Source organism: Bacteroidales bacterium (assembly GCA_016709865.1).
In the GTDB taxonomy this organism is placed as follows: domain Bacteria; phylum Bacteroidota; class Bacteroidia; order Bacteroidales; family VadinHA17; genus LD21.
The window spans coordinates 189,344-211,682 of sequence record JADJLX010000001.1; the positions used below are offsets into that span (position 1 = coordinate 189,344).

Consider the following 22,339-nt stretch of genomic DNA (forward strand, 5'->3'; position numbering starts at 1 on the left):
AGTAATTTGCCCGACTTTGTCAACAATCAGTAAAAATATCTTCATTATATTCTTTCCACACCTTTTCAAACCAGAGATTCTGTTCAGGAATCTCTCTGACTTTATTAGATGTAATGATGATCTTTGCCTGCCTGATCACTGCTTCTATAATGTCCTTTTCAACATCTCTGTCATACCCGCACAACTCCGGATCAGTTTTGATTCCTGCTACTGTAACAATAAACGAACCCCTGCTTCTTCCCCCTTTGTTGATATAATATTTTATTGCTTCCAGGTAAACCAGATGAGCAATGCAGTTATCCAAAACCTGAAATGCGCTGGCAAGATCATTTACCGATGATGCCCCGATACTGTCGGGTAACTGTTTCAACAGCTCTCCGGCCTGATTAACTGCTTTTTCTATTCTGATACTGTCGCGAAAGATACCGGCTGATTCTGACATCCTTATCCTGATTTCCTTCAGATACTTATTGATATTTTCAACAAGTCCGCTTTTCATCCATTTATCGGCAAAATTAAGTGTATCCGTTACACTTGTTCCTGCTCCGGAAAGAAATTCCTTCAGCTCCGGAGGCAACCCGTTGTACTTATTATAAACAAAGAGTGCCGCCCTGTAACTGCCTACCTGACCTGAATTAAGAGCAGATCCGCCTGGACGATAAACCCCATGAGACCCATTTACTTCGCCAACGGGAAAGAGATGCCTTAAATCAGATTCCCACCAGATATTTGCCTTTAAACCTCCATTATTATGTTGTACACACACTGCAATCTGAAGAAGCTCTTTTTCAAGATCTATTCCATGTTCGAGATAAAGATTTACTGCCGGTTCATTAAGTGAGCGCAGCCGTTCTATGGGACTATCCTTAAGTGCATTTGAGTTGCTAAGAAAATTCTCAACTTCAGGATCAAGATTATTCAGGGAAAAAGATTCTTTATTAATAAATGACGGGTTCGTTCGATAATCAAGAAACACTAATCGGCCTTTTTCATTTATTTCCCTGTCAACAAGAATATCAATCAGTGATGATCCGTAATCCTTAACTTTACGGGGATCAAATGGCCATTGATATCCTTTCAGGAAAATTGCTTTTGCAAGAGTTCTGATATCCGGGAAGAATTCATTCAGAAACTCCTTTTCATCACCAAGATTTTTATCTGTGGAAACATATCGCGGCATTGCCTGCTGATAACTCCCCGAGAGATTCCATCTGAATTTAACTGAGGCAATTCCAAATTGGGATTCTGTTAGATTCTGCGCTGTTGCACCTGCACTTAATGCCATACCAATCGATCCGTTTTGAGAATGAGGATATACCGAAGTCTCATATAATCCGGCCGGACCACCGGTTCCAAGTAAAACATTTGTTGAGTTAAACAGAACAAATGCTTTTTTATAATCCTTTTCTGCAGTGTTAATTGCCAGGGCTCCTACAACTTTCTGCCCTGATATGTCGGTTAAAAGTTTAATGCAATGATGGCTGTCGAGTGTTTCTATTCCACGCCGCCTGACCTCCTCTGCAAGTACCTCAAACATTTTTCTGCTTGTATACGGACCAACCGAAGTTGCCCTTCCTCTGCTATCGTGATCAGTCTTATACCCGGCCCATGCACCATACTTGTCGTGAGGGAACTTAACACCCAGACTAACCAGGTTCATGAATGCCTGTATTGAGCCCTGAGCCTCACAAAGTGCTATATCCCCATGCATACAGTGACCATTAAAAAGATCCTTTGCCATATCAGCCACAGAGTCTGGCTCCATCCCGCTGACAGATAGTTTATAGTAAGTTTGTTTATCAGAACCGGCATTGTTGGAGGTACCTCCTCCCCACTGCGCAGTTGCGATCAGGATATCCTCCTGACCCAGCTTATGAAGAGTTACTGCAGCATTGAGAGCAGCTGCCCCGCTTCCGATTATGAGTGTGTTAATGCTATAACATGTAATTGAATAACAATTAAGAATTATATTTTCACTTTTCATCGATAAGTTTTTTAAGTTCTTTACCATATATCTCCTTATCGCGAATAACACAACCTCCTGGACGGAGATTCCTTATGAGCCTGGTACATCCGGAACACGCTATACAGACTTTTGCAGGATCTGCCTTACCATCCTTGATCAGATCCAAAGGCATCGAAGGATATGCAAATGACCCTCTTCCAAAACCAATAAAAGCAGCCCCTCCGTTTTTTATTACTGCAGCCCCGACATTCGGGGCAAATTGCCTCAGCCAGGAATATGCCGATCCTATAAAATACAATTCCGGAAACCTTTTCTGAAATAAGGCTGTACCGCTGATCATCTTTATTACACCGGTCATGGGATGTTCGTCAGGTACTGTTTGTCCGGGTAATGCATTATCATAAGGCCTTGTAACATGAGGATTATAATACGGACTTCCCATACTTATATTGATCAGTCTGATGCCTTTTTTTTCAAGTTGTTCTACCAGCAAAAGTGGCTCTGTAAAATCTGAACTGCCATCCTCATTTACACCGAATCCTCCTTTATACAGGTCGGAAATGTTGAGCCTGGTGGTCAGCACCATCCCCGGAACTTCAGTTTTGATTCTATCAATTGTCTCAAGAAAAAACCTAAATCTCTCTTCTGGATTTTGACCGCCATAAAGACTGTTCAATCTCGACCGGGCTGCAAGTGTTTCAATCATCAGGTAGCCATGACAAGCCTTTAAATCAATTGCATCATATCCGGCATCTGCAGCAAGTTTTGCAGCTTCAACATACTGATCCTGAATTGCTGTCAGCTCGGGATCTGTTAAAACATGGGGAACAACTTTATCAAGAGTCTCATTTAAAGATGCAACAAGAGGATGCGATTTACCATCAGGTTTACTGTAACGTCCGGAATGGGTTAACTGAATTACAAGAAGTGGGTTTATCCCGTTTTTTTTCGCAGTACTTCGCAACAGTTCATTAAGTCCTTTAAATACAGAAATGTTGGCGCTGTTTATCCATAATTGCCTGGGATTTGATCTGCCATCAGATGATACAGAGACTGCTTCAAACCAAATCATTCCGCTACCCCCTTCAGCATAACGAATATATCTTCTTTTTGTAAGGGCTGAAGGGGAACCGTCATCTTCGGAATCGTATCCCTCCATTGGCTGAACAACAAGTCTGTTTGGAACAATAAATCCTTCTATTTCAACCGGCTGAAGGAGAGGAGAGATCTCGTCACTGAATGGCAATTCCAATCCCAGATCAAGTGCCTTATTTAGTAATTCATCTTTAGTTTTAAATCTGAACCTCTCGTGCATGGACATATTATTTCTTCATTGTCATTTTCATGACGATAAAGATAATAATATTGCTAATACATACCGCCACCACCGCCGCCGCCACCACCGTTTCCAAAGCGCGGGTTGACAATATTATTGTAGATAGAACCAAAGGTATATGTAAGGCTAACGCCACCCTGAATACTGAAATTTGTAGCCTGCTCCTTAAGCCTGAGCAACCTTTCTGCCTCTGACAGATCGCCTTTTGCGAGGTTCAGCTGATCGTTGATGTATGCCACGCCCCCGTTCACCGATAATGATAATCCTTTTACAATTCTCAGTCGCATGAATCCGTTAAGTTCAATCTTATTTTTTGAGAAATCATGAAAATAATTTGATCCTGTAAGAGATATATTTGCTGAACCCCATTTTTTCTGGATCTGGTAAGCCATTCTTAATTCATGCTTAAATAGTCCTTCACTGGTTTGATTTAATATCGTTGAATCTATATAGCTGTTATACTGGTATCCAATACTATAAAGAAATCTGAACTGTCTGTGCGTGGCTTCAGAATATGGAAAAATATCGTACTCTATTGAAGGAAGGAACTCGGTGTTAAATTTATAATTCTCGTTTGTTGAAGCGCCCAGATCCCATAACAGTCCAGCTGACCAATGTTCATTTAAGCTTTTAACAAACAAATTATCTATTCTTCTCTCAGTTCTCAGGTAAACAGTCTCTGTTCCATCATCTTCAATAAACTTCTGTTTATTATTATTCATGTCAAATTCAATTTCCAGTTTTATGTCAGGAGTTATCTTGGAGATATTGACTGAGTTAGAAAAAAACAATCTGTTATATGATTCTTCAGCATTAAACCGAGGACTGGTCTGTAATTCAAACACCCAGTTATTCCATTTATCGACTACTTCTACCTTTTCAACTTCAGAATTATTTGAAATCACAACCTCGTTAAATACATTTGTTCTTGCAACATAGCGCATCAGACCCATTTTCATAATGTTGGTCTTATTTTCCCGCACCTGGGTATTTGATTCATCCGGATTACTTGTATAAACCAGTGTATCGTTCATACCTCTATACTTTCCGAGCCCTTCATAAGTCAGGGTATACTGCTGGCCGCCGCTTCCGGCAGGTTGATTGGTAACAAGTAAATATACCTCTGCTTCCTTGGTATCTCGCACATAGTTTACGTACGGAATCTCCTGCCTGGTATAGTTCATATCGCACGACCTGCAATCGACAAAGAGATTAAGGGCACCGCTTCTCTTAGATTCATCAACCTCAGTGGTTGCCTGTGCAAAGCAATCAGATATTAAAAAGAATCCTGGTAACAACGCTGCCAGGACAAGAAATAATTTCTTCATTTAATGTTAAATTTACTTATTAGTATTTTGCATAAACTGCCTCTCTTAAATGATATTCTCATAAGCATTTACAGATTTGCAAATATTAGAATTTAATTCTGTAGAATTCTCTCACATGCCTGTGAATAGAATCATTATTAATGTTTTTTAACAGTTTTTAAAGTTCACCGATCGTGAACTGATCCAGGAGCCGTGGATGAGTGATTCAAAATAATACCTTGTTAACCTGAATAAAATCACACTCCTGAGAAAAATTTTAGGGATAAAAAAGAAGAGCAATCCGAGGAGACCAGTTACTATCCCGTTTATGAAATTATTTATCACAAGGAATGTCTGTATTATAAATTTATTGAACCCGGTTTTATGTTTCGAGATATATACATGTCTGGAAATATGAACTTCAGTCTTGGTTAATGAGGCCGTTTTCAGGTTAATCCTTGAACTTCCGCCATGATTATGCTCAATTGTTACACTCCGGCAGCAAGCAACTTCAAGTTTAATATCCCTTACTCTCCGGCAGAGGTCAACATCTTCAAAGTACATCCAGAAATCCTCATCAAAACCACCAATCTTCCTGAAAACATCTCTCCGGATCATAACTACTGAGCCGGATATCCAATCGGGGAAAGTAATATCAGGCGTGAGGCTTGCAGTGCGTGGCTTGCGGCGATTATAAAATGATCGCTGAAATCCTGTCAGATTAAACAAATGAGGGAATGGACCTGATGCGAGAGATTCTTTGCCCCGCTCATTCACCTGCCGGCATGAGACAATACCATAATTGGGATTTTGTCTTGCTACGTTAAGAAGCTTTTCAAGTTCTGATTCAGTGGCAATAGTGTCGGGATTCAGAAACAGGAAAAATTCACCTGAGGCATTTTTGCTTCCAATATTGCATCCGTTAGCAAATCCGCCATTAATAGAATTGTGTATGAACCTGAATTTAGAAAACCTCTCTTCAAGTTCATATATTGTCTCATCATCAGATTTGTTGTCGACCACAATCACTTCTGAAGTAAAGCTCCTGCCTGTGAAACTGTCCAGTGCTTCAAGGCATTTTGTCAGCCGGTTCCACCCTTTAAATGAAACAATGATTATTGAAAGGTCTCTCATAATATTTAAGGAGCTAATTATAAATTATGTTGCTGGGTGCCGGGTGCTGGTTCATCAGTCTCTTTAATCTCCCGCTCTCCCATTCCCCCATTCTCCTCTTCATCTTCTTCTTCCTCCCATTCATACACCGGCTGCTGGGGACCTTCCTTCCGAAACCAGACAGAGAGAATGGCCCCTGAAAAGAATCCGAGCATATGCGACTCCCATGAAACATTCTTATATATTCCGGGAAAGATTCCCCATACCATAGAGCCATAAAGAAAAACTATAAGAAGAGATAATGCTATTAGCCTGAAGTATTTTCTTATTATACCGCTAAAAAAAAGAAAAGATGCTACTCCGTATACAAGGCCGCTTGCACCGATATGCCACGAAGATCTGCCAAAGATCCAGACCAATAAACCGGTTAAAACATAAGTCAGGATACTAATTTTTATAACAACTTCAGAATAAAAATAGAAGAGGGCCACCAGAAGAAAAAACAATGGTAATGTATTGCTGAACAGATGTTTGAAGTCGGCATGAATAAAAGGTGATAGAAGTATTCCCGGTAATCCCTCAGCCGTAAGAGGGTAAATCCCGGCAGATGAAAAATCAAGCCCGAACAAAACCTCAGTTATTTTAACAAGCCACATGAAAAAAACAATAATCCCGGGAATAATCATGCTCAGCAGAAGCTTCTTTCTGTAGAAAGCAAGGTCACTATTAATATCTGAGTTGGTTTCTGACATTATGAGCTTGGGTACTTGGTACTGTTTTGATTACAAGGTAATCGGTCATTGGGATGGTGCTCAGCTCTGAAGCAACCCTTCTCTCTCATCTCAAATCCCTCCCCGGAAACACAATCCCTGCTGCTTCCCTGATCCTGTCCAGAGTTTTCATAAGGTTCAGAGTAAACTCATGGGGTACTACACTGCTTTCAAGTTTTCCCTCATCGAGACACTTCATTACCTCTGCTGCTTCATACTGATAACCCATACCATCAGGAAGAAGAGAGTAATCCCTTTTTTCTTCTCCGTTGAAAGCAATTGTGAGGCATTGCGACATATCCCTTGCACGGGAAAAGTAAAGATTTCCCTTTTCACACAGGAGATCACAGCCTATACCTGCAGCTGTCCGGAAAGAGCTGTACAGGTTTGCCATCCGACCGTCGTTATATTTGAAGATTATACTTATTGAGTCTTCAGATCCTGTTTCTGCAAATGAAGCCACTGCAGTAATTTCATCAGGAACGCCAATAAACCAGAGAGCATCAATTACGGCATAGATACCAATATCCAGTAACGACCCTCCTCCCAGATCAAGATTGAATTTGCGGTCGGTCGGATTATAAGGTGCCTGAAAACCAAACCTTGCATTTAGATGTAAAATCCTTCCGGCTATTCCGCTGTCAATTGTCTCTTTTGTTTTAATATACATTGGCTGAAAGGGCGGCCATAGTGCCTCCATAAGAAACACCTTCTGATTTTTTGCCTCAGTCAACATTTCTCCGGCCTCCCTGCTTGTAAGAGCAAATGCTTTTTCGCAAAGAACAGCTTTCCTGTTTTTTAGGCACAGCATAACATGCTCATGATGATGAGAATGCGGAGATGCTACATAAATAATATCTACTTCCTTGTCAGATGCAAGCTCTTCATAACTTCCATAGGATTTCTTAAATCCAAACTCTTCAGCAAAAATCTTTGCCCTCTCTTTATCGCGCGAACCTACTGCATAAAGTTCAACATTATCAAGCAGTTTAAGTCCCCTTGTAAATTTTGCCGACATCTTCCCCGGAGCCAGAATGCCCCATTTGTATTTCTTAATCATAGAAACAATATTTGGATAAATATATGAAATTTCAGGTAGGGACATGCCATGCCATATTCCTACAACATAACAATTGATTTTTAATTAATTGTATATCTGCACATTAAAAAATAATTTAAAAATAATTTCATTTTTTCACTACTATGTATTGCATAGTATTAATATTTAATTATATCTTTGCATTGTATAGTTATAATATTTTAACAGTAGTAAAAACCAAACAGTACTATGAAAATTACAGTTAGCATCAATCTCGGGGGCTACTCCTTCAACATAGATGAAGATGCCTATACCGAATTAAAGAGATACCTCAAAAACCTTGAACTTCACTTTGCGGGAGAGGAGAGTTCATCAGAGATACTCTCAGATATTGAGACCCGTATGGCGGAGATTTTCCGCACGAAACTCACAACATACAAGCAGGTAATAAATATTGAGGATGTCCGCCAGGCTATGTCAGTCATGGGAACACCCGAAGATATATCTGATAACGACGGACCATCAGCTCGTGACAAATTTGCATCACCCGGATACCACAGAATGTACCGCGATACTGATCACAGAATTATAGGTGGTGTATGTTCCGGAATGGGAGCATACTGGGATGTGGAAGCATGGATCATCAGAATAATTTTTGTAGTGCTCGCGATGATGGGCGGACTGGGACTTCTTGTCTACCTGATACTTTATATAGTCATACCTGAGGCAAAAACAACTGCCCAGAAAATTGAGATGAAAGGAAACCCGGTAAACATCCACAACATTAAGGATTCTGTAAAAAAAGAATTTGATACCGTGAGGAAAAACATGAATCTGTAAAGACTTGAAAATACAATTTGAAGTATAAATAATTAAAACTACATATCATGGATCTCGAAAATACAAAAGCACAGATGCGCAAAGGGATACTGGAATACTGCATTCTTTCAGTCTTATCCAGGAATTCCTGTTATGCAAGCGACATAATAAAGGAACTTAAAGAGGCTGAGGTAATAGTGGTTGAAGGAACTCTTTACCCGCTTTTAACAAGACAGAAAAATGCAGGATTACTCAGCTACAGATGGGAAGAATCACAACAGGGACCTCCCCGGAAATACTACGAACTTACCGACGCTGGCCGGACTTACCTGGCCGACCTCGATAAATCATGGCAGGAACTAGTGGATTCAGTTAATCTGATAAGAACCAGGTAACCCTATTATTAAACATTTAAAACTGACAATAATGGACAAGACAATAAATATAAACATCGCGGGCACCCTGTTCCAGATAGATGAAGATGCATTCAGGATTCTGCGCGACTACCTCCAGTCAATTAACAGCCGCTTCAGAAATGTGCAGGGAGGACATGAGACAATAGAAGATATTGAATCACGCATTTCAGAAATTTTTCAGTCTCAAAAGGGACTAGCCGGAGTCATAAGTAAAGATAATGTTGAGGCGATGATCTCAATAATAGGTAAACCGGAAGATTTTGATGTTAATGAGGAGCAACCTGAACAGCATACTTATACCTCTCAAAAAAGAAGAATGTACAGGAATCCCGATGACAAGATAATTGGCGGTGTTTGCAGCGGAATTGGAGCTTATGTCGATACCGATCCGGTTCTTTTCAGGATTCTCTTTGTTATAAGCTTTTTTCTGGGAATAGGATTCTTCCTTTATATAGTACTGTGGATTGCCCTTCCTGAGGCGAACACTGAAGCTAAAAGGAGAGAGATGTATGGCAGTTCCTACCATTCTGCATATTCTGTAAACAAAGAGCCGGACGGATCATATTCAAACCGATACAATGGTTCTGCAAAAGTGGGAAATGCGTTCAACGAAATATTCCGGGCTATCGGAAGTGTGTTATACATTATCTTCAGGATCTTTATGATAATGGTAGGTGTTACACTTGTGGTAACAGGCTTCCTTACAATGGTAACTCTTCTCATGGTCTTTGTATTTAAAATGCCATGGGTATTCTCAAACGAAGCTTTTGATTCATCTGTTATCTGGTTTCCCGATTTCCTTAATTATATCGTGAATCCCGCGTTAGCTCCCTGGATAATAATACTTACCCTGGTTGCAATCTTTCTACCAATGCTCGCCCTTATTTACTGGGGTGTTAAAATGATCTTCTGGTTCAGGGCAAAGGATGGTATCATCACCCTGATATGCTTTATTCTATGGGTTATGTCGGTTACAGCACTTTCAATTATGCTCTTCAATGAAGGTGTAAGTTTTGCTGAATCTGCAAAGAGTTACACTCAGACTCCAATTCCTCAGCCACCGGATACACTTTACATAATGTCAGGACAAAAAATCGCTGATCTGAAATACAACAGCCAGTTCGCAGTACCGGATGATGACTATACTGTTTTCATGGATGATTCAACAAGAACAATATTCATCTGCCCCGATCTGAGATTTACAATTACGGATAAAGAGAATGCCAAAGTCGAGATCCGTAAACGCTCATCAGGGCGATCCAGGGCTGAAGCTTCAAGAAAATCAGAGTCACTGCAGTACAATTACAGAATTAGCAACGACACTCTGTATCTTGATGAGTTTTTTACAGTTCCTTCAGGAATGAAATGGACAGCCGATTTCGTTACGATAAATCTTAATATCCCTGAAAGAACCGTATTGTACTTCGAGAACTCTACTGAAAAACTATTCAGACACAGAATAAATATAATGAAAATCGATGGTGATGATAGTAGCTATTCAAGAACAGACTATAACACTGAACCCTGGGAATTAGGTAACAAATTCTGGATTCTGACAGAAGATGGGCTTGAGGAAGCAGATAAAGTTATAACGTTACAAAAATAAAGTCTTGTTTTTCATTCCTGGGGGTTAACCTCATCCCCCTTGCCCCCTTCTCCCAGGAGAGAAGGGGGTTATTACATTCTGTATCTGCTCATTAAGCCCCTCCCACTCGGGGGAGGGTCCCGATGGCTATCGTGATGGGGAGAGGTATCCTTTTGGTTAATGATTTGTTAAACCTAATATTTTAGGTATGGGATAATAAACCATTGTTTACCTTCGTTACCGTTTTAACTTTTAACTAACTATAGCCATGAAAAGATCTTTTTTACTATTATTACTCTCAATTCTCTTTATTCAGGCATTCCCACAGGATGTCGCAACCAAATCGGACACGTTGCGAAAGGATGCCCTCAATGTGTTTATGGAAGCCAACGACTACATCCGTAAAGAGATTCCTTATGTGAATTATGTAAGAGATATTAAAGATGCCGGAGTTTATATAATTTCCACTTCACAAAATACCGGATCCGGCGGCCGTGAGTTCACCTATTTTCTCGTTGGACAGAACGAGAATGCAGGTATGCGCGATACAATCTCTTTTGTTTCTTCTCCGGATGATACACAGGATGAAAGAAGAATAAAAGAGGTTAGGACTCTTAAGATGGGACTTATGCGATATGTGGCTAAAACACCTCTTGCAGATTATATGAAAATCAGTTTCACAGAACCTCTCTCTGAAACTGTATCATCTGATAAGTGGGACAGCTGGGTATTCAGGACTTCTCTAAATGGATGGCTTCAGGGGCAGCAGTCGTATAAAGCCACCAACCTCTATGGAAATTTTAACGCTTCCAGAGTAACGGAAAAATGGAAGATAAATCTGAGAGCAAGGTATAATTACGGAATTGACAAATTTGATATCGAAGATGAAATAATTACAAGTGAAAACAATTCTAAATCAGTTAATGCCTTAATTGTCAAAAGCATAAATGACCATTGGTCTTATGGAGGATCTGCATACACAGGATCATCAAGTTATAACAACCAGAAGTTTTCAGCAACATTTATGCCTGGTATTGAATATGATGTTTTCCCTTACTCTGAGTCGACGAGAAGGCAACTCAGATTATTATATACCATCGGTTACGGTTATGTAAATTATATGGATACGACTATTTACAACCTGACAAAAGAGGGCCATTTTATGCATTCAGTAAGCGCCGCATATGAAGTTGTTCAGAAATGGGGATCGATAGATTTGAGCCTGAATTACAGCAATTACCTTCATGACTGGTCAAAAAACAACCTCTCTCTCAACGGCTTCCTTGATCTGAGAATTGCTAAGGGATTATCAGTTAACTTCGGCGGAGGCGCTTCATTAATCCACGATCAGTTAGGCCTTGTAAAAGGAGGGGCAACTGCTGAAGAGGTTCTGCTTCAGAGAAAGGAACTTGCAACCCAGTTCGAGTACTTCACAAGCTTTGGCTTCTCTTATACTTTTGGTTCAATTTACAACAATGTGGTTAATCCCCGATTCGGTAACGGTGGCGGTGGCGGTATGACTATAATGATGAATTAATAATTTTGCTGAAGAACAGGAAGAGAATAATCGTACACCAAAGATTACATGTTGACATTCTGCATATACCCGGAGATTCCTCGCCTCGCTTCGGAATGACAAGGCGAAATTAGGGTTTAAGGGGAAAGAAGTGGCGATTCGCGAAGACAAATTAGTTAAGAATTATAAATTTCCTCGTGAATCGCCACTTCTTTCCCCCCTCATTAAATTGTAATCTGTCATTCCGAATTCATCAACTTTTAATAAAGCTCAGGATTAGGAGAGAATCTGACATGAGTTGATGAATGAGGAATCTCCTTCAACCTAAACTTAATTTCCTAAGCACTCCGGAAAATATTTGAATAATATTTTTCTCTAAAAATTGCTGTTGCTGCGATTCTATTGTACCTTTAATGTGAAATTCAGATTAATCAAATTACAATAGTATGGCAACACAAATTGTACTTCTGTTATTAATCATTGCGCTTGTCGTATATAGTGTATATCTCCAGGTTCAGCTGACAAGAAAAAACATCTTCATCGAGGCTACAGTTAAGAGATTATCAGGAATTGAAAAAAGCCGGAGTATGGATGAGATGATGGCTTTCCTGGGTGAGATACAGAAACTAAGCCGTTACAGCTCCTATTTTTCCAGCAAAATTCTTGAGAAGGACACAACTGACTTCATTTTTGAGAATTATACCGAAATGAAGACTTATATGCATTATACCATGGAAGAGTCAGATGCCAGAAACATTCTGGCAAACGGGTTCCGTTTTGTTGATTCATTTTATAAAACAGCGTTGCCTGTTACAAAAGACAATCTTGATCTGAAGATTAAACATGATAGCAGAAAGTTTTTTGGTGATTATCTGATAATTATATGCATATCAAATGATATCGTTAATTACTACTCGCTGGAGATGGAAAAAGCCGGTATAAAAAATCACTCTTTTGAGAATATTCTGACTGAACTCTCTCCTTCGAAAAATGAGAATTCTGACCTTACCTATCAGTTATCGAATAAGTTTATTAAAGGATATATCAATCATAAAACCGGCGAAATTATTAAGAATCCCGAATTTGATCCCTGGTATAATTCCCCCGCTTTTAAGAAAAATTTAGAGACACTCCGGAGTTAAATAATATTAATTTCTTATAATTATATTTGATAAATATTTAAATCTGTTTATATGAAAAGGTCCATTCTGTTTATTGTAGCTATATGTATATTAATTACAAATCCTGTTAACGGGCAGGGATTATTAAAGAAAGTCACCAAATCTATGACTGACGAGCTGCTTGGAAGGCCACAAAATAAAAACGCCAGCCAACCTGAGCCTGAATGTGCCTGTTCCGATGCTGTGCTTATTGCCGATATGGGAGGAAAGATACAGCTTGATTATTCCGAACTTGATATTAATGTCCGTGAAGATGGTGCTATACTCTTGAAAGATAAAATATCAGGCAATTTCTATATTGCCAAAGAAGGGGTTACACAGGGTCCGATACCTGCAGGCGACAAAAGACTTACCGGCTTTGGCGTATCCCGAGAAACAGAAGGAAGTGATATTGACTGGACAAATCTGTATGGTCAGTATATAACCAGATCGGGAGAAAAATATTTAATCTCTTTTGCCGGAAAAACCTACGGCCCTTATGCCATGATAAATAGTTTTGTTGTAACCAGATCCAAAGATAAATTTGCTGCAACAGTAACAGAAAATCTTGCTGCAACAAAGAGCGATGGCGAAAAAATGGAGGAAGCAATCAATAATGCTAAAACAGAACAGGAAAAGATAGACCTTGCAATGAAATTCAGTCAGCAGATGAGCCAGAAAATGATGCAGGGCGGGGGTCCCACCTCCATTCTTCCCAAATTTATTACAAACGTGGAAGGGTCAACATATGATCCTATGATGGGACAAAGAGTCCTGAACACCGAAATGAAATACGATGAAATACTCCTGTTAACTTATCCTGATGTTTTCGATCTGAAAGGGAATAAGATAATTTCACTTAAAACTGAACATCTTGGCTCCAACGGGATTTTTATTAATTCTGCAAACACTAAATATGCTTATGTCAGTTATGGTGAATTGATGTTTAGTGATAACTCGAAAAAACTTAATGGGTTGTTTAATCCGTATCTCATGAAGAGTGACGGTAAAGTTCATCTCGCATATATGTACTATTCTCCCAAGAAGAATGCCATAATGCAGTGTAAGATCCCGTTTTGATTTTTTGTCCCTTTTTCTCCCCTCACAGGGGAGATGCCGCTCAGCGGCAGAGGGGATTAAATATGAGCAGAATCCGAAAAATGAAACCAATCCATTTACTTCTGGTCTTTCTTTTTCAGATTAATCTGTCTTACTCTCAAGATTTAGATTATAAGGCAATTTTTGAATCTGACTGGACTAAAGCGGTAGCTTTTGAAACCGAAAACAGAGAATGGATTGAGCCGCTCCTTAAGAAACATAACATCTCCTACCCTCTTGCAATAGCTGTTATTTTCCCTGAACTTGTCCGCTACTCAGCCCTCCGCGATAAAATGGAGACAACACTTCTCAAAACTCTCTATGTTAATCTCGGTGAATATTATGCCAACTTTTCAATCGGACAGCTTCAGATGAAGCCCTCATTTGCAGAATCAATCAGAAAACAGGCTCCGTCTGTGTTAAGCCGCAGGTCAGGTATAACCTTCATGGATGAAACAGAATTCAGCGATATAAAGAATTACAGGAAATCAATTGTGACTGACCTTGAAGACCCGAAGATCCAGTTCAGATATCTGATAGCATTTATTAAAATCTGCGAGAAGAGATACAAAACCAACAAAATGGATGACCTGACAAGGATAAGGTTCCTTGCAACTGCCTATAATTATGGCATTGACAAAAGCATTGATGAGGTAAACAATATGATCTATAAGAAGTTTTACAATACAAAACTCTTCAAAACAGAGAATTATTCGTATTCCGATGTATCGGTTTTCTGGTACAGGCAATACCAATAATAAGAAAAGACAGAAGACATCGAGATTGCGGATGGCGGATTTGCGATTCCGGATTAAAGCATGTAAAATATGACTATCTTGTAGGCAGTTAATCAGACAAGGAAGCTAAAATTGAAAAAAATTGAAAAAATAAGCAGGATTTTTGCAGAAATTATGGTCTCTGCATTATTATTCGTTGCTTCCAGCTATAATTTGATCGCGCAGGAAGCAGGTACTGTAAAGGATCTGGATGGGAATATTTACAATACAATAAGAATCGGCGACCAGATCTGGATGGCTGAAAACCTTAGAAGCACAAGACTTAACGATGGTACTGCAATAGCCAACATTACAGGTATTGCTGAATGGGCAGCACTGTCAACTCCCGGCTATTGCTGGTATAAAAACGACACTGTTTATAAAAACGTTTATGGAGCTTTGTATAATGCTTATGCTGTCAATACTAACAAATTATGCCCCGCAGGATGGCATGTTTCAACAAATGAAGACTGGTTAAAACTCGAATCGTGGCTGGGAGGCGAAAAAATTGCCGGAGGAAAACTAAAAAATACCGGGACCCTGCACTGGAGTGAACCAAATTCAGGAGCCACAAATGAAATTCAGTTTAATGCACTCCCTGGCGGGAGCAGATATACAAATGGATTATTCCTCACCATAAAAAACATGGGTTACTGGTGGAGTCCGGGTGAAACAAATACCTTCAATAACTGGTACAGAAGCATATACTACCGCGACATTGCCGTAACCAGAAACTTTATTGACTCAACAAACGGGTTTTCAGTCAGATGTGTTAAAGATTAGGACATTAGTCTTTTGAGATTATGAATACAGTTTCAGAAAAACCTATATTCTTTAAAAGCCCGGAAGAATTCAGATCGTGGCTGGAGAAAAACCACAAAATCAAGACAGAACTATATGTGGGCTATTACAAAAAAGCCACCGGGAAACCAACAATGACATGGTCTCAGTCGGTTGATGAAGCGCTCTGCTTCGGATGGATTGACGGAATTCGAAGATCAATAGACAAAGAGAGCTATTGTAACCGGTTTACACCACGAAGAGAAACAAGCAGGTGGAGTACTGTAAACATTAAAAAAGTTGAAGAATTAATAAAGTCAGGCATGATGCAGCCGGCAGGGCTCCAGATTTACAATAAGCGTAAAGAAGAAATGTCGGGAATTTCAAGTTATGAAAGTGAAGCTAAACAACTTCATGAAGAATTTGAAAACAAATTCAAAGAAAACAAAACTGCCTGGGAATACTTCTCCCGTCAGGCCCCTTCATACAAAAGAACAATAATTCATTGGATCCTCTCTGCCAAACAGGAAAAAACGAGATTGGCACGTCTTGAGAAGACTATAACTGAAAGTGAAAAACAGAAGCGGGTATATGCCTGAAAACTAAGTGAAAATACATCATTTTGTCCGGCTGGTCAGATGCCAGAAACCACAGATGGTACATTTATAGGCTGAGATTTCCCGTACCACTCTGGTTTCTTTAATATGTGCTGCCATATCCAAAGCCTCTTCCTGTGTATTATATATTGCTTTTTTGCAGACAGGCTGTATAGGATCAATATTTTTAATATTTGAGTGTTTGTAAGCCATAATATCTAAGTATGCCTGCCAAAATTACAATAATCGGGTTAATTTCTTGCTGTGAAATATTTAACAGAAGCATGTCTTCAAGATGATTTTTTTAATCGAGTTTATACTAAATTTGAATGTCCAACGATCCGTGTATTAAGTATGAAAGGAAACCACCTTATTCTCAAAAGTCAGAATTATCTCGATACACTTTGTAACACAATTAAAGAAAGATGTGTCGGAAGCAGCGGAAACATACTGGCAACTCATTTCTTTGAGAAAGAATTATCTCTTCTTGGCTGGGAAACAGCAATGTCTGAATTTGATGCAATCGACTGGGAGGAGAATGGCGCAATCCTTAAATCAGAAGATGGGAATTTTGAACTTCTGGTAAGTCCCTATTCCCTCCCGTTCAAAGGAGAAGCGATATTAACAACTGCCTCAGTAATTGAAGAACTGGAAGCACTCAGTGCAGAGAATAAAATTATCTTCCTGCACGGAGAAATTGCCAGGGAACAGCTCATGCCAAAAAACTTTGTGTTTTATAATCCTGAAGAGCATCAGAGGATTATTGCGGCTCTTGAGAAGAGCGGTGCGAAGGCTATTATTAGTGCAACCGGCAGAAATGCTGCACTGGCAGGCGGTGTCTACCCTTTCCCCCTGATTGAAGATGGTGATTTTGATATCCCTTCGGCTTATCTGACTGAGGAGGAAGGAACAAAACTGCTTTCGCTTAAGAGGAAAAAAGTATTCCTTCAATCTGAATCAAGGCGAATACCCGGTAAAGGATATAATGTAATTGGGCTGAAGGGGAATAAAAAATCAAAAAGGATAGTTATAACAGCTCATATAGATGCAAAAAAAGGCACACCCGGAGCAATAGATAATGCCACCGGTGTAATAGTACTTTTGCTTCTGGCCGACTTACTAAAAGACTATAACGGAAATAAACTCATTGAACTTGTAGCATTAAACGGAGAAGACTATTATGCTGTCCCGGGACAAATGAATTATATATCAGAAAACAAAGACAGATTCGATACTATTCTCCTGAATATAAACATTGACGGAGCAGGCTTCAGGGAAGGCCTGTCAGCATTCTCTCTCTTCAGTCTTCCTGATGAAATTGATATTATTACAAAAGAGATATTTAAAAAATACGATGGGATAACTGAAGGAGTTCAATGGCCCCAGGGTGACCATAGTATATTTTTACAGTATGGCGTTCCGGCAATAGCAGTATCATCGAAGTGGTTTATTGATAACATAAATGGTCAGGATATTACTCATACTCCCAAAGACAATCCCGGAATAGTGGATTGCAATAAACTGGTTGAAATATCACTTGCATTAAACACTTTAATCAGGTCTCTGTAAATTCTGAAGTAATATGGAGAAAAAATGAAAACGTGGGAAACAAAAAACGGGTACAAAGTTATCAGGGTTTTATCCGGGCGGAGCAATGTCTTTCTGCTGACTTTCGGGGGTAAAAATATTTTAATTGATACAAGCCCTGCATTCATGTGGAATACACTTGAAAAACGTCTGGAATCACTAAATATTGATAAAATTGAGTATCTGATATTGACTCATACTCATTTTGATCATGCTGCCAACGCACAAAAAATAAAAGAAAAATACAGTGCTCAGGTTCTCGTTCATAAAAGCGAAGTCTTCTTTCTTACCAAAGGTGAAAATATAGTACCCCAGGGCACAAATATTGTATCAAAAACACTTGTTGAAATCTTTGCAAAGAGATTTTTATCCTTTTCCCGGTATAAACCATGTCAGTACGATATCCTTATTGAAGATACCTTTGACCTGAATATCATAGGATTTAATGCATATATTTTGCATACACCAGGACACACAACAGGTTCAGTGAGCATAATAGTAGACAATGAAATTGCCCTTGTGGGAGACACAATGTTCGGTATATTCAAATGGTCAGTGTTCCCTCCTTTTGCTAATGATATTATGCAGATGATAAGAAGCTGGGGCATATTACTTGAGACCGGATGCAGGATTTTTATCCCATCACACGGAACCTCAAACTCCAGGTCATTGGTGCAAAAAGAGTATGACAAATGGATCCGGATTTATAATCTACCTACGAATCCACCTCGCCATAATTTAACTGAATAAAAAGAAACCATAATAATCATAATAAACTGAAGTATGAGGATGTTTTATTATAGAAGTGCATTGCTTCTATCTCTGGTCTTAATAAGCTTATCAGGCAATTTAAAATCCCAAAACACAACAATCTGGGGAAAACAATTCGGTTCTGAAAAGGAGGAATACGCTATGAACCATCTCATCGATAAGGATGGAAATATCTTCATATCAGGTAAAACAACAGGATCAATGAACGGAAAAAATCTTGGCCGGAATGATGGATTCCTTACCAGAATTGATAATTCGGGGAATATTATCTGGACAAGGCAATTTGGAACGTCCGGAGAGGAGGATATTCAATGGTCGGCGTTGGATCACAACGGGAACATTTATATTACAGGCTCAACAACCGGGATCTTAAATGAAAAATCATTTGGGAAAGAGGATATTTTTGTAATAAAATATAATCCGGATGGGGACATGCTGTGGACCAGACAATTTGGGACTGATAGTATCGATATCGCCAAAGGGATATTTGCAGATAACCTGGGAAATGTTTATTTAACAGGATTAACCGGAGGAAACCTGGCACAAACCTCCTTTGGTAAAACTGATTTCTTCATAATGAAACTGGATAACAAAGGGAACACTGTCCTTGTTTCGCAGTTCGGAACTCCAATGGATGATCTGGCTTACGGAATAGTCGGGGGAGCAGGCTCTGATATTAATATTTGCGGGACTACCTGGGGTAACCTCGCAGACAATAATAAAGGGTTTATTGATGGATTCACCGGACGATTCACTGATAAGCTGAAACTTATCAAATATACCCAATTCGGAACTGATGGATTTGATATTGCCATGATCCTGAATACTGATAAGGAAAATAACATTTATGTGGGAGGTTCTACATCAGGGACTTTTGGTGCCCAACAGCTCGGTGAGGGAGATGCTTTCCTGTTAAAAATCAATGAAAAAGGAGATATTCTCTGGAACCGTCAATTCGGAACAACACTTAATGATGGAATTCGAGGAATTGATATTAATCCCGCTTTCCCCGATAATGTCCTTGTTAGTGGTATATCGAGTCTTCCTCCCGGTCAGGGGTTTGTTCGTATGTACAAAACAGACGGGACCTTCTCATGGGAAAGAAGTTTCACTGCAGTTGGAAAAAGCGGAGGAACATCCGGGAAAACAGTACTTTCTGACAAACAAGGTAATATCTATCACGTCGGACTAACCGGTGCTGACATGTTTGGTAAATCATATGGAGATAAGGATATTTATGTTATAAAACTTGGAAAAGATAAATAGATGAGACCACGAATTAAAATTTGCTGTATCAGCAGCATCGCGGAGGCAAAGACAGCAATTGAATCTGGTGCCTCAGCCCTTGGTCTGGTTGCCAGAATGCCCAGCGGACCGGGACCAATACCTGATGAGTTGATTAAGCAGATTGCAGCAACTGTTCCGCCTCCTGTTGCCACTTTCCTGCTTACAAGTGAGACCTCTGTTGAAATGATTATAAAGCATCACCTTCGTACAAATACCAATACAATTCAGATTGTTGATGCTCTGGCACAGGGTTCATACAATGATCTCAAGAGTGCCCTGCCTTCAGTTAAGATTGTCCAGGTAATACATGTTATTGATGAAAAATCAGTAAGTGAGGCAATCGAAATCTCTCAAAAAGTTGATGCTTTACTTCTCGACAGCGGTAATCCAAATCTGAAAGTCAAAGTCCTTGGTGGCACAGGAAAGGTACACAACTGGAAGCTGAGCCGACAGATCAGGGATAACTCAAAATGCCCTGTCTTCCTTGCAGGCGGATTGAATGCAGATAATGTAAGAATGGCTATCGATGAAGTACAACCATTTGGAATTGATCTTTGTAATGGTGTGAGGACAAAAGGATTATTGGATATCAATAAGCTTAAGAAGTTTATGACTGAAGCACTCCGTGAATAGAGAAATAAAAATAATTGATTCCCGTATAGACCATCTGAAATAAATAGTCGAAATTTGATATAAATAACTTAAAGTTAGCATCAAATGAAAACTATTTATCTGATTTTATGTCTGTTCCTTGCAGCATTAACTTCAAGTGCTCAGGATGTTGAAAATGAGGCAGTTGTTGCAGCAACATATATGAATGTCCTCTATCGCGGAGTATCTAATCCTGTAGCAATAGCTGTACCTGGAATTTCTGCTGAAAAGGTTACCGCAACAGTTTCAAACGGAACAATTAAGAAAGTCAGTAACGGATGGGAGATAAATCCCGGCGATCAGGATTTAACTCAGATTTCTGTTCTGGTAAATGGGAAAAAAGTATCAGAAAAAGAGTTCCGGATTAAAAATATTCCGGTTCCGGAAGCATACTTTGCAGGTAAAAATAACGGGACAGCTTCAAAAGACCTTATTGCTAAAACAGAATCATTGGAAGCCAGGCTGGTAGATTTCGCCTGGGATATGAGTTTTACAATTACCGGGTTTACTATGATGTATACCAGGGACGATACAGATTATGAAATGGTTTCTGGCAATAATAAACTTACTGAAAAAATGAAATCCGTTTTAGCCGGATTCAGAAAAGGTGACTATATTGTATTTAAAGATATCAAAGCCCTGGGGCCTGATGGGAGAACAAGAGATCTCTCGCCAGTTATCTTAAAATTAGAATAAAATCATAGCTGCAGAGAAAACACCTGATCTGATTTTAAATGAGAAAAAGCTTACTGATTCTTCTGTTTACCTGTTTGTATCTATCTTCTTTTGGTCAGATACTGAAGGGTACAATCAAAGATGTTAATACGGGAGAAGTAATTAATTACGCTTCAATCTATATCAATGGTACTTTTGTAGGAACTAATTCGGATATAGGCGGAAACTTTGAGCTTGATATTTCGAGATATCCCGCTATGCCTTTAACAATAAGTGCGTTAGGATATTACTCACTTAACATCCCAAATCTGGATCCTTATAAAAAACTGGAAATCTATCTGACTCCAAAATTGTTTGAATTAAGTGAAGTAGTAATAAATGCCAAAAAGATTTCGAGGGAGAGAAGAAATAATATGGGTTATTTCAAGAGAGAATTTCTTGGGATAACAATGAACGCATCGAATTGCACAATCAAAAATGAAGATGATATAACTTTTTCACATGATTCCTCTGGTGATACGCTTATAGCTATCTCATTGAAACCGATCCTGATTGAAAATAATGCTCTTGGCTATAACCTGGTATATTACCTTGACATTTTTAAATATTCAAAAAAGACCGGATATATTTTAATCACGGGCAATTGCATCTTTAATGAAGATCTGAGCATTGATAAAAGCCTTCAGGAGAAATACGACCGCAGGAGAAGGTCGGCTTACCTGGGCTCCCGAATGCACTTCATCAAATCATTATGGGCAAATACTCAAGCAGTTGAGGGATTTGTTGTTAAAGACATTAATTATAAGGTTCTCTCCCCCGATAAGTATTTATGTCAAACCGTGGATACTGCGACAGGTGTGATTAGTAAGTTTCTTTGTAACCAGAAAACAATGACGATAACATATTATACAAGAGGGACTTCAAGTCAGATAATATTAAACAATGACTCCATTTACTTCGATAAAGATGGCTATTTCGATCCTTTGGGAATAAGCTGGCAGGGAGAAATGGCAAGACAGAGAATCGCTGATCTTTTACCTTTTGAATATTAACAAATCTATCTTTCCGGATCTTATAACAGAATCCAATTT

22 protein-coding genes are annotated in these 22,339 nt (G+C 39.2%); 15 read left to right on the forward strand and 7 right to left on the reverse strand.

Features of this window, described 5'->3' with window-relative positions:
- Window positions 1-19 precede the first annotated feature (19 nt).
- From IPJ16_00865 to IPJ16_00890, 6 genes are all read right to left on the reverse strand, one after another.
- On the reverse strand, window positions 20-1,984 hold the full coding sequence (locus IPJ16_00865; protein MBK7625750.1) for an FAD-binding protein: 1,965 nt from the start codon (window positions 1,982-1,984) through the stop codon (window positions 20-22).
- Window positions 1,974-3,287, reverse strand: a complete 1,314-nt coding sequence (locus IPJ16_00870) for a hypothetical protein (protein ID MBK7625751.1) — start codon at window positions 3,285-3,287, stop codon at window positions 1,974-1,976. Before IPJ16_00870 ends, IPJ16_00865 begins: the two co-directional genes overlap by 11 nt.
- A gap of 47 nt (window positions 3,288-3,334) precedes the next feature.
- Window positions 3,335-4,630, reverse strand: coding sequence for a hypothetical protein (locus IPJ16_00875; protein MBK7625752.1), 1,296 nt, complete (start codon window positions 4,628-4,630; stop codon window positions 3,335-3,337).
- Window positions 4,631-4,777: 147 nt separating this feature from the next.
- Window positions 4,778-5,743 carry a glycosyltransferase family 2 protein gene (locus IPJ16_00880; protein MBK7625753.1) on the reverse strand — a complete coding sequence of 322 codons (966 nt, stop codon included), beginning with the start codon at window positions 5,741-5,743 and terminating at the stop codon, window positions 4,778-4,780.
- Window positions 5,744-5,760: 17 nt separating this feature from the next.
- Window positions 5,761-6,474: a rhomboid family intramembrane serine protease gene (locus tag IPJ16_00885; GenBank protein MBK7625754.1), complete on the reverse strand. Its 714-nt coding sequence runs from the start codon at window positions 6,472-6,474 to the stop codon at window positions 5,761-5,763.
- A gap of 85 nt (window positions 6,475-6,559) precedes the next feature.
- Window positions 6,560-7,552 carry a Gfo/Idh/MocA family oxidoreductase gene (locus IPJ16_00890; protein MBK7625755.1) on the reverse strand — a complete coding sequence of 331 codons (993 nt, stop codon included), beginning with the start codon at window positions 7,550-7,552 and terminating at the stop codon, window positions 6,560-6,562.
- Between the two features lie 228 nt (window positions 7,553-7,780).
- Between IPJ16_00890 and IPJ16_00895 the strand changes: the two genes are divergently transcribed.
- The 9 genes from IPJ16_00895 to IPJ16_00935 all read left to right on the forward strand — a co-directional run bounded on the left by IPJ16_00895 (window position 7,781) and on the right by IPJ16_00935 (window position 16,280).
- The gene (locus IPJ16_00895) at window positions 7,781-8,371 is read left to right on the forward strand and encodes a PspC domain-containing protein (GenBank protein MBK7625756.1); all 591 of its coding nucleotides are present in this window, start codon (window positions 7,781-7,783) and stop codon (window positions 8,369-8,371) included.
- 47 nt (window positions 8,372-8,418) lie between these two features.
- A complete protein-coding gene (locus IPJ16_00900; GenBank protein ID MBK7625757.1) occupies window positions 8,419-8,745 on the forward strand; it encodes a PadR family transcriptional regulator in 327 nt (108 codons plus the stop codon).
- A gap of 31 nt (window positions 8,746-8,776) precedes the next feature.
- Window positions 8,777-10,372, forward strand: a complete 1,596-nt coding sequence (locus tag IPJ16_00905) for a PspC domain-containing protein (protein MBK7625758.1) — start codon at window positions 8,777-8,779, stop codon at window positions 10,370-10,372.
- Window positions 10,373-10,619: 247 nt separating this feature from the next.
- Complete coding sequence (locus tag IPJ16_00910; GenBank protein MBK7625759.1) at window positions 10,620-11,888, forward strand: DUF481 domain-containing protein; 1,269 nt, start codon at window positions 10,620-10,622, stop codon at window positions 11,886-11,888.
- 425 nt (window positions 11,889-12,313) lie between these two features.
- Window positions 12,314-13,009, forward strand: a complete 696-nt coding sequence (locus tag IPJ16_00915; GenBank protein ID MBK7625760.1) for a hypothetical protein — start codon at window positions 12,314-12,316, stop codon at window positions 13,007-13,009.
- Window positions 13,010-13,060: 51 nt separating this feature from the next.
- Window positions 13,061-14,107, forward strand: coding sequence for a hypothetical protein (locus IPJ16_00920; GenBank protein ID MBK7625761.1), 1,047 nt, complete (start codon window positions 13,061-13,063; stop codon window positions 14,105-14,107).
- Window positions 14,108-14,169: 62 nt separating this feature from the next.
- A complete protein-coding gene (locus IPJ16_00925; GenBank protein ID MBK7625762.1) occupies window positions 14,170-14,883 on the forward strand; it encodes a hypothetical protein in 714 nt (237 codons plus the stop codon).
- A 111-nt stretch (window positions 14,884-14,994) separates the two neighbouring features.
- Window positions 14,995-15,684 carry a fibrobacter succinogenes major paralogous domain-containing protein gene (locus tag IPJ16_00930; protein MBK7625763.1) on the forward strand — a complete coding sequence of 230 codons (690 nt, stop codon included), beginning with the start codon at window positions 14,995-14,997 and terminating at the stop codon, window positions 15,682-15,684.
- A gap of 20 nt (window positions 15,685-15,704) precedes the next feature.
- Window positions 15,705-16,280 (forward strand): YdeI/OmpD-associated family protein, encoded by a 576-nt coding sequence (locus tag IPJ16_00935; GenBank protein MBK7625764.1) that lies wholly within the window; start codon window positions 15,705-15,707, stop codon window positions 16,278-16,280.
- Between the two features lie 18 nt (window positions 16,281-16,298).
- Here IPJ16_00935 and IPJ16_00940 read toward each other — a convergent pair whose 3' ends face one another.
- On the reverse strand, window positions 16,299-16,490 hold the full coding sequence (locus IPJ16_00940; protein MBK7625765.1) for a hypothetical protein: 192 nt from the start codon (window positions 16,488-16,490) through the stop codon (window positions 16,299-16,301).
- A gap of 141 nt (window positions 16,491-16,631) precedes the next feature.
- Between IPJ16_00940 and IPJ16_00945 the strand changes: the two genes are divergently transcribed.
- The 6 genes from IPJ16_00945 (at window position 16,632) to IPJ16_00970 (ending at window position 22,300) form a co-directional block, all read left to right on the forward strand.
- Window positions 16,632-17,846: a M28 family peptidase gene (locus IPJ16_00945; protein MBK7625766.1), complete on the forward strand. Its 1,215-nt coding sequence runs from the start codon at window positions 16,632-16,634 to the stop codon at window positions 17,844-17,846.
- 24 nt (window positions 17,847-17,870) lie between these two features.
- Window positions 17,871-18,614 (forward strand): MBL fold metallo-hydrolase, encoded by a 744-nt coding sequence (locus IPJ16_00950; protein ID MBK7625767.1) that lies wholly within the window; start codon window positions 17,871-17,873, stop codon window positions 18,612-18,614.
- A 33-nt stretch (window positions 18,615-18,647) separates the two neighbouring features.
- On the forward strand, window positions 18,648-19,901 hold the full coding sequence (locus IPJ16_00955) for an SBBP repeat-containing protein (GenBank protein ID MBK7625768.1): 1,254 nt from the start codon (window positions 18,648-18,650) through the stop codon (window positions 19,899-19,901).
- Window positions 19,902-20,555, forward strand: coding sequence for a phosphoribosylanthranilate isomerase (locus IPJ16_00960; protein MBK7625769.1), 654 nt, complete (start codon window positions 19,902-19,904; stop codon window positions 20,553-20,555).
- A gap of 84 nt (window positions 20,556-20,639) precedes the next feature.
- Window positions 20,640-21,269 carry a hypothetical protein gene (locus tag IPJ16_00965; GenBank protein ID MBK7625770.1) on the forward strand — a complete coding sequence of 210 codons (630 nt, stop codon included), beginning with the start codon at window positions 20,640-20,642 and terminating at the stop codon, window positions 21,267-21,269.
- Window positions 21,270-21,307: 38 nt separating this feature from the next.
- On the forward strand, window positions 21,308-22,300 hold the full coding sequence (locus IPJ16_00970) for a carboxypeptidase-like regulatory domain-containing protein (protein MBK7625771.1): 993 nt from the start codon (window positions 21,308-21,310) through the stop codon (window positions 22,298-22,300).
- The last annotated feature ends 39 nt before the right edge of the window (window positions 22,301-22,339 follow it).

Coding starts and splice junctions, on each gene's coding strand:
- IPJ16_00865 (MBK7625750.1), bottom strand. CDS start 1,984: ATGAAAAGTGAAAATATAATTCTTAATTGTTATTCAATTACATGTTAT.
- IPJ16_00870 (MBK7625751.1), bottom strand. CDS start 3,287: ATGTCCATGCACGAGAGGTTCAGATTTAAAACTAAAGATGAATTACTA.
- IPJ16_00875 (MBK7625752.1), bottom strand. CDS start 4,630: ATGAAGAAATTATTTCTTGTCCTGGCAGCGTTGTTACCAGGATTCTTT.
- IPJ16_00880 (MBK7625753.1), bottom strand. CDS start 5,743: ATGAGAGACCTTTCAATAATCATTGTTTCATTTAAAGGGTGGAACCGG.
- IPJ16_00885 (MBK7625754.1), bottom strand. CDS start 6,474: ATGTCAGAAACCAACTCAGATATTAATAGTGACCTTGCTTTCTACAGA.
- IPJ16_00890 (MBK7625755.1), bottom strand. CDS start 7,552: ATGATTAAGAAATACAAATGGGGCATTCTGGCTCCGGGGAAGATGTCG.
- IPJ16_00895 (MBK7625756.1), top strand. CDS start 7,781: ATGAAAATTACAGTTAGCATCAATCTCGGGGGCTACTCCTTCAACATA.
- IPJ16_00900 (MBK7625757.1), top strand. CDS start 8,419: ATGGATCTCGAAAATACAAAAGCACAGATGCGCAAAGGGATACTGGAA.
- IPJ16_00905 (MBK7625758.1), top strand. CDS start 8,777: ATGGACAAGACAATAAATATAAACATCGCGGGCACCCTGTTCCAGATA.
- IPJ16_00910 (MBK7625759.1), top strand. CDS start 10,620: ATGAAAAGATCTTTTTTACTATTATTACTCTCAATTCTCTTTATTCAG.
- IPJ16_00915 (MBK7625760.1), top strand. CDS start 12,314: ATGGCAACACAAATTGTACTTCTGTTATTAATCATTGCGCTTGTCGTA.
- IPJ16_00920 (MBK7625761.1), top strand. CDS start 13,061: ATGAAAAGGTCCATTCTGTTTATTGTAGCTATATGTATATTAATTACA.
- IPJ16_00925 (MBK7625762.1), top strand. CDS start 14,170: ATGAGCAGAATCCGAAAAATGAAACCAATCCATTTACTTCTGGTCTTT.
- IPJ16_00935 (MBK7625764.1), top strand. CDS start 15,705: ATGAATACAGTTTCAGAAAAACCTATATTCTTTAAAAGCCCGGAAGAA.
- IPJ16_00940 (MBK7625765.1), bottom strand. CDS start 16,490: ATGGCTTACAAACACTCAAATATTAAAAATATTGATCCTATACAGCCT.
- IPJ16_00945 (MBK7625766.1), top strand. CDS start 16,632: ATGAAAGGAAACCACCTTATTCTCAAAAGTCAGAATTATCTCGATACA.
- IPJ16_00950 (MBK7625767.1), top strand. CDS start 17,871: ATGAAAACGTGGGAAACAAAAAACGGGTACAAAGTTATCAGGGTTTTA.
- IPJ16_00955 (MBK7625768.1), top strand. CDS start 18,648: ATGAGGATGTTTTATTATAGAAGTGCATTGCTTCTATCTCTGGTCTTA.
- IPJ16_00960 (MBK7625769.1), top strand. CDS start 19,902: ATGAGACCACGAATTAAAATTTGCTGTATCAGCAGCATCGCGGAGGCA.
- IPJ16_00965 (MBK7625770.1), top strand. CDS start 20,640: ATGAAAACTATTTATCTGATTTTATGTCTGTTCCTTGCAGCATTAACT.
- IPJ16_00970 (MBK7625771.1), top strand. CDS start 21,308: ATGAGAAAAAGCTTACTGATTCTTCTGTTTACCTGTTTGTATCTATCT.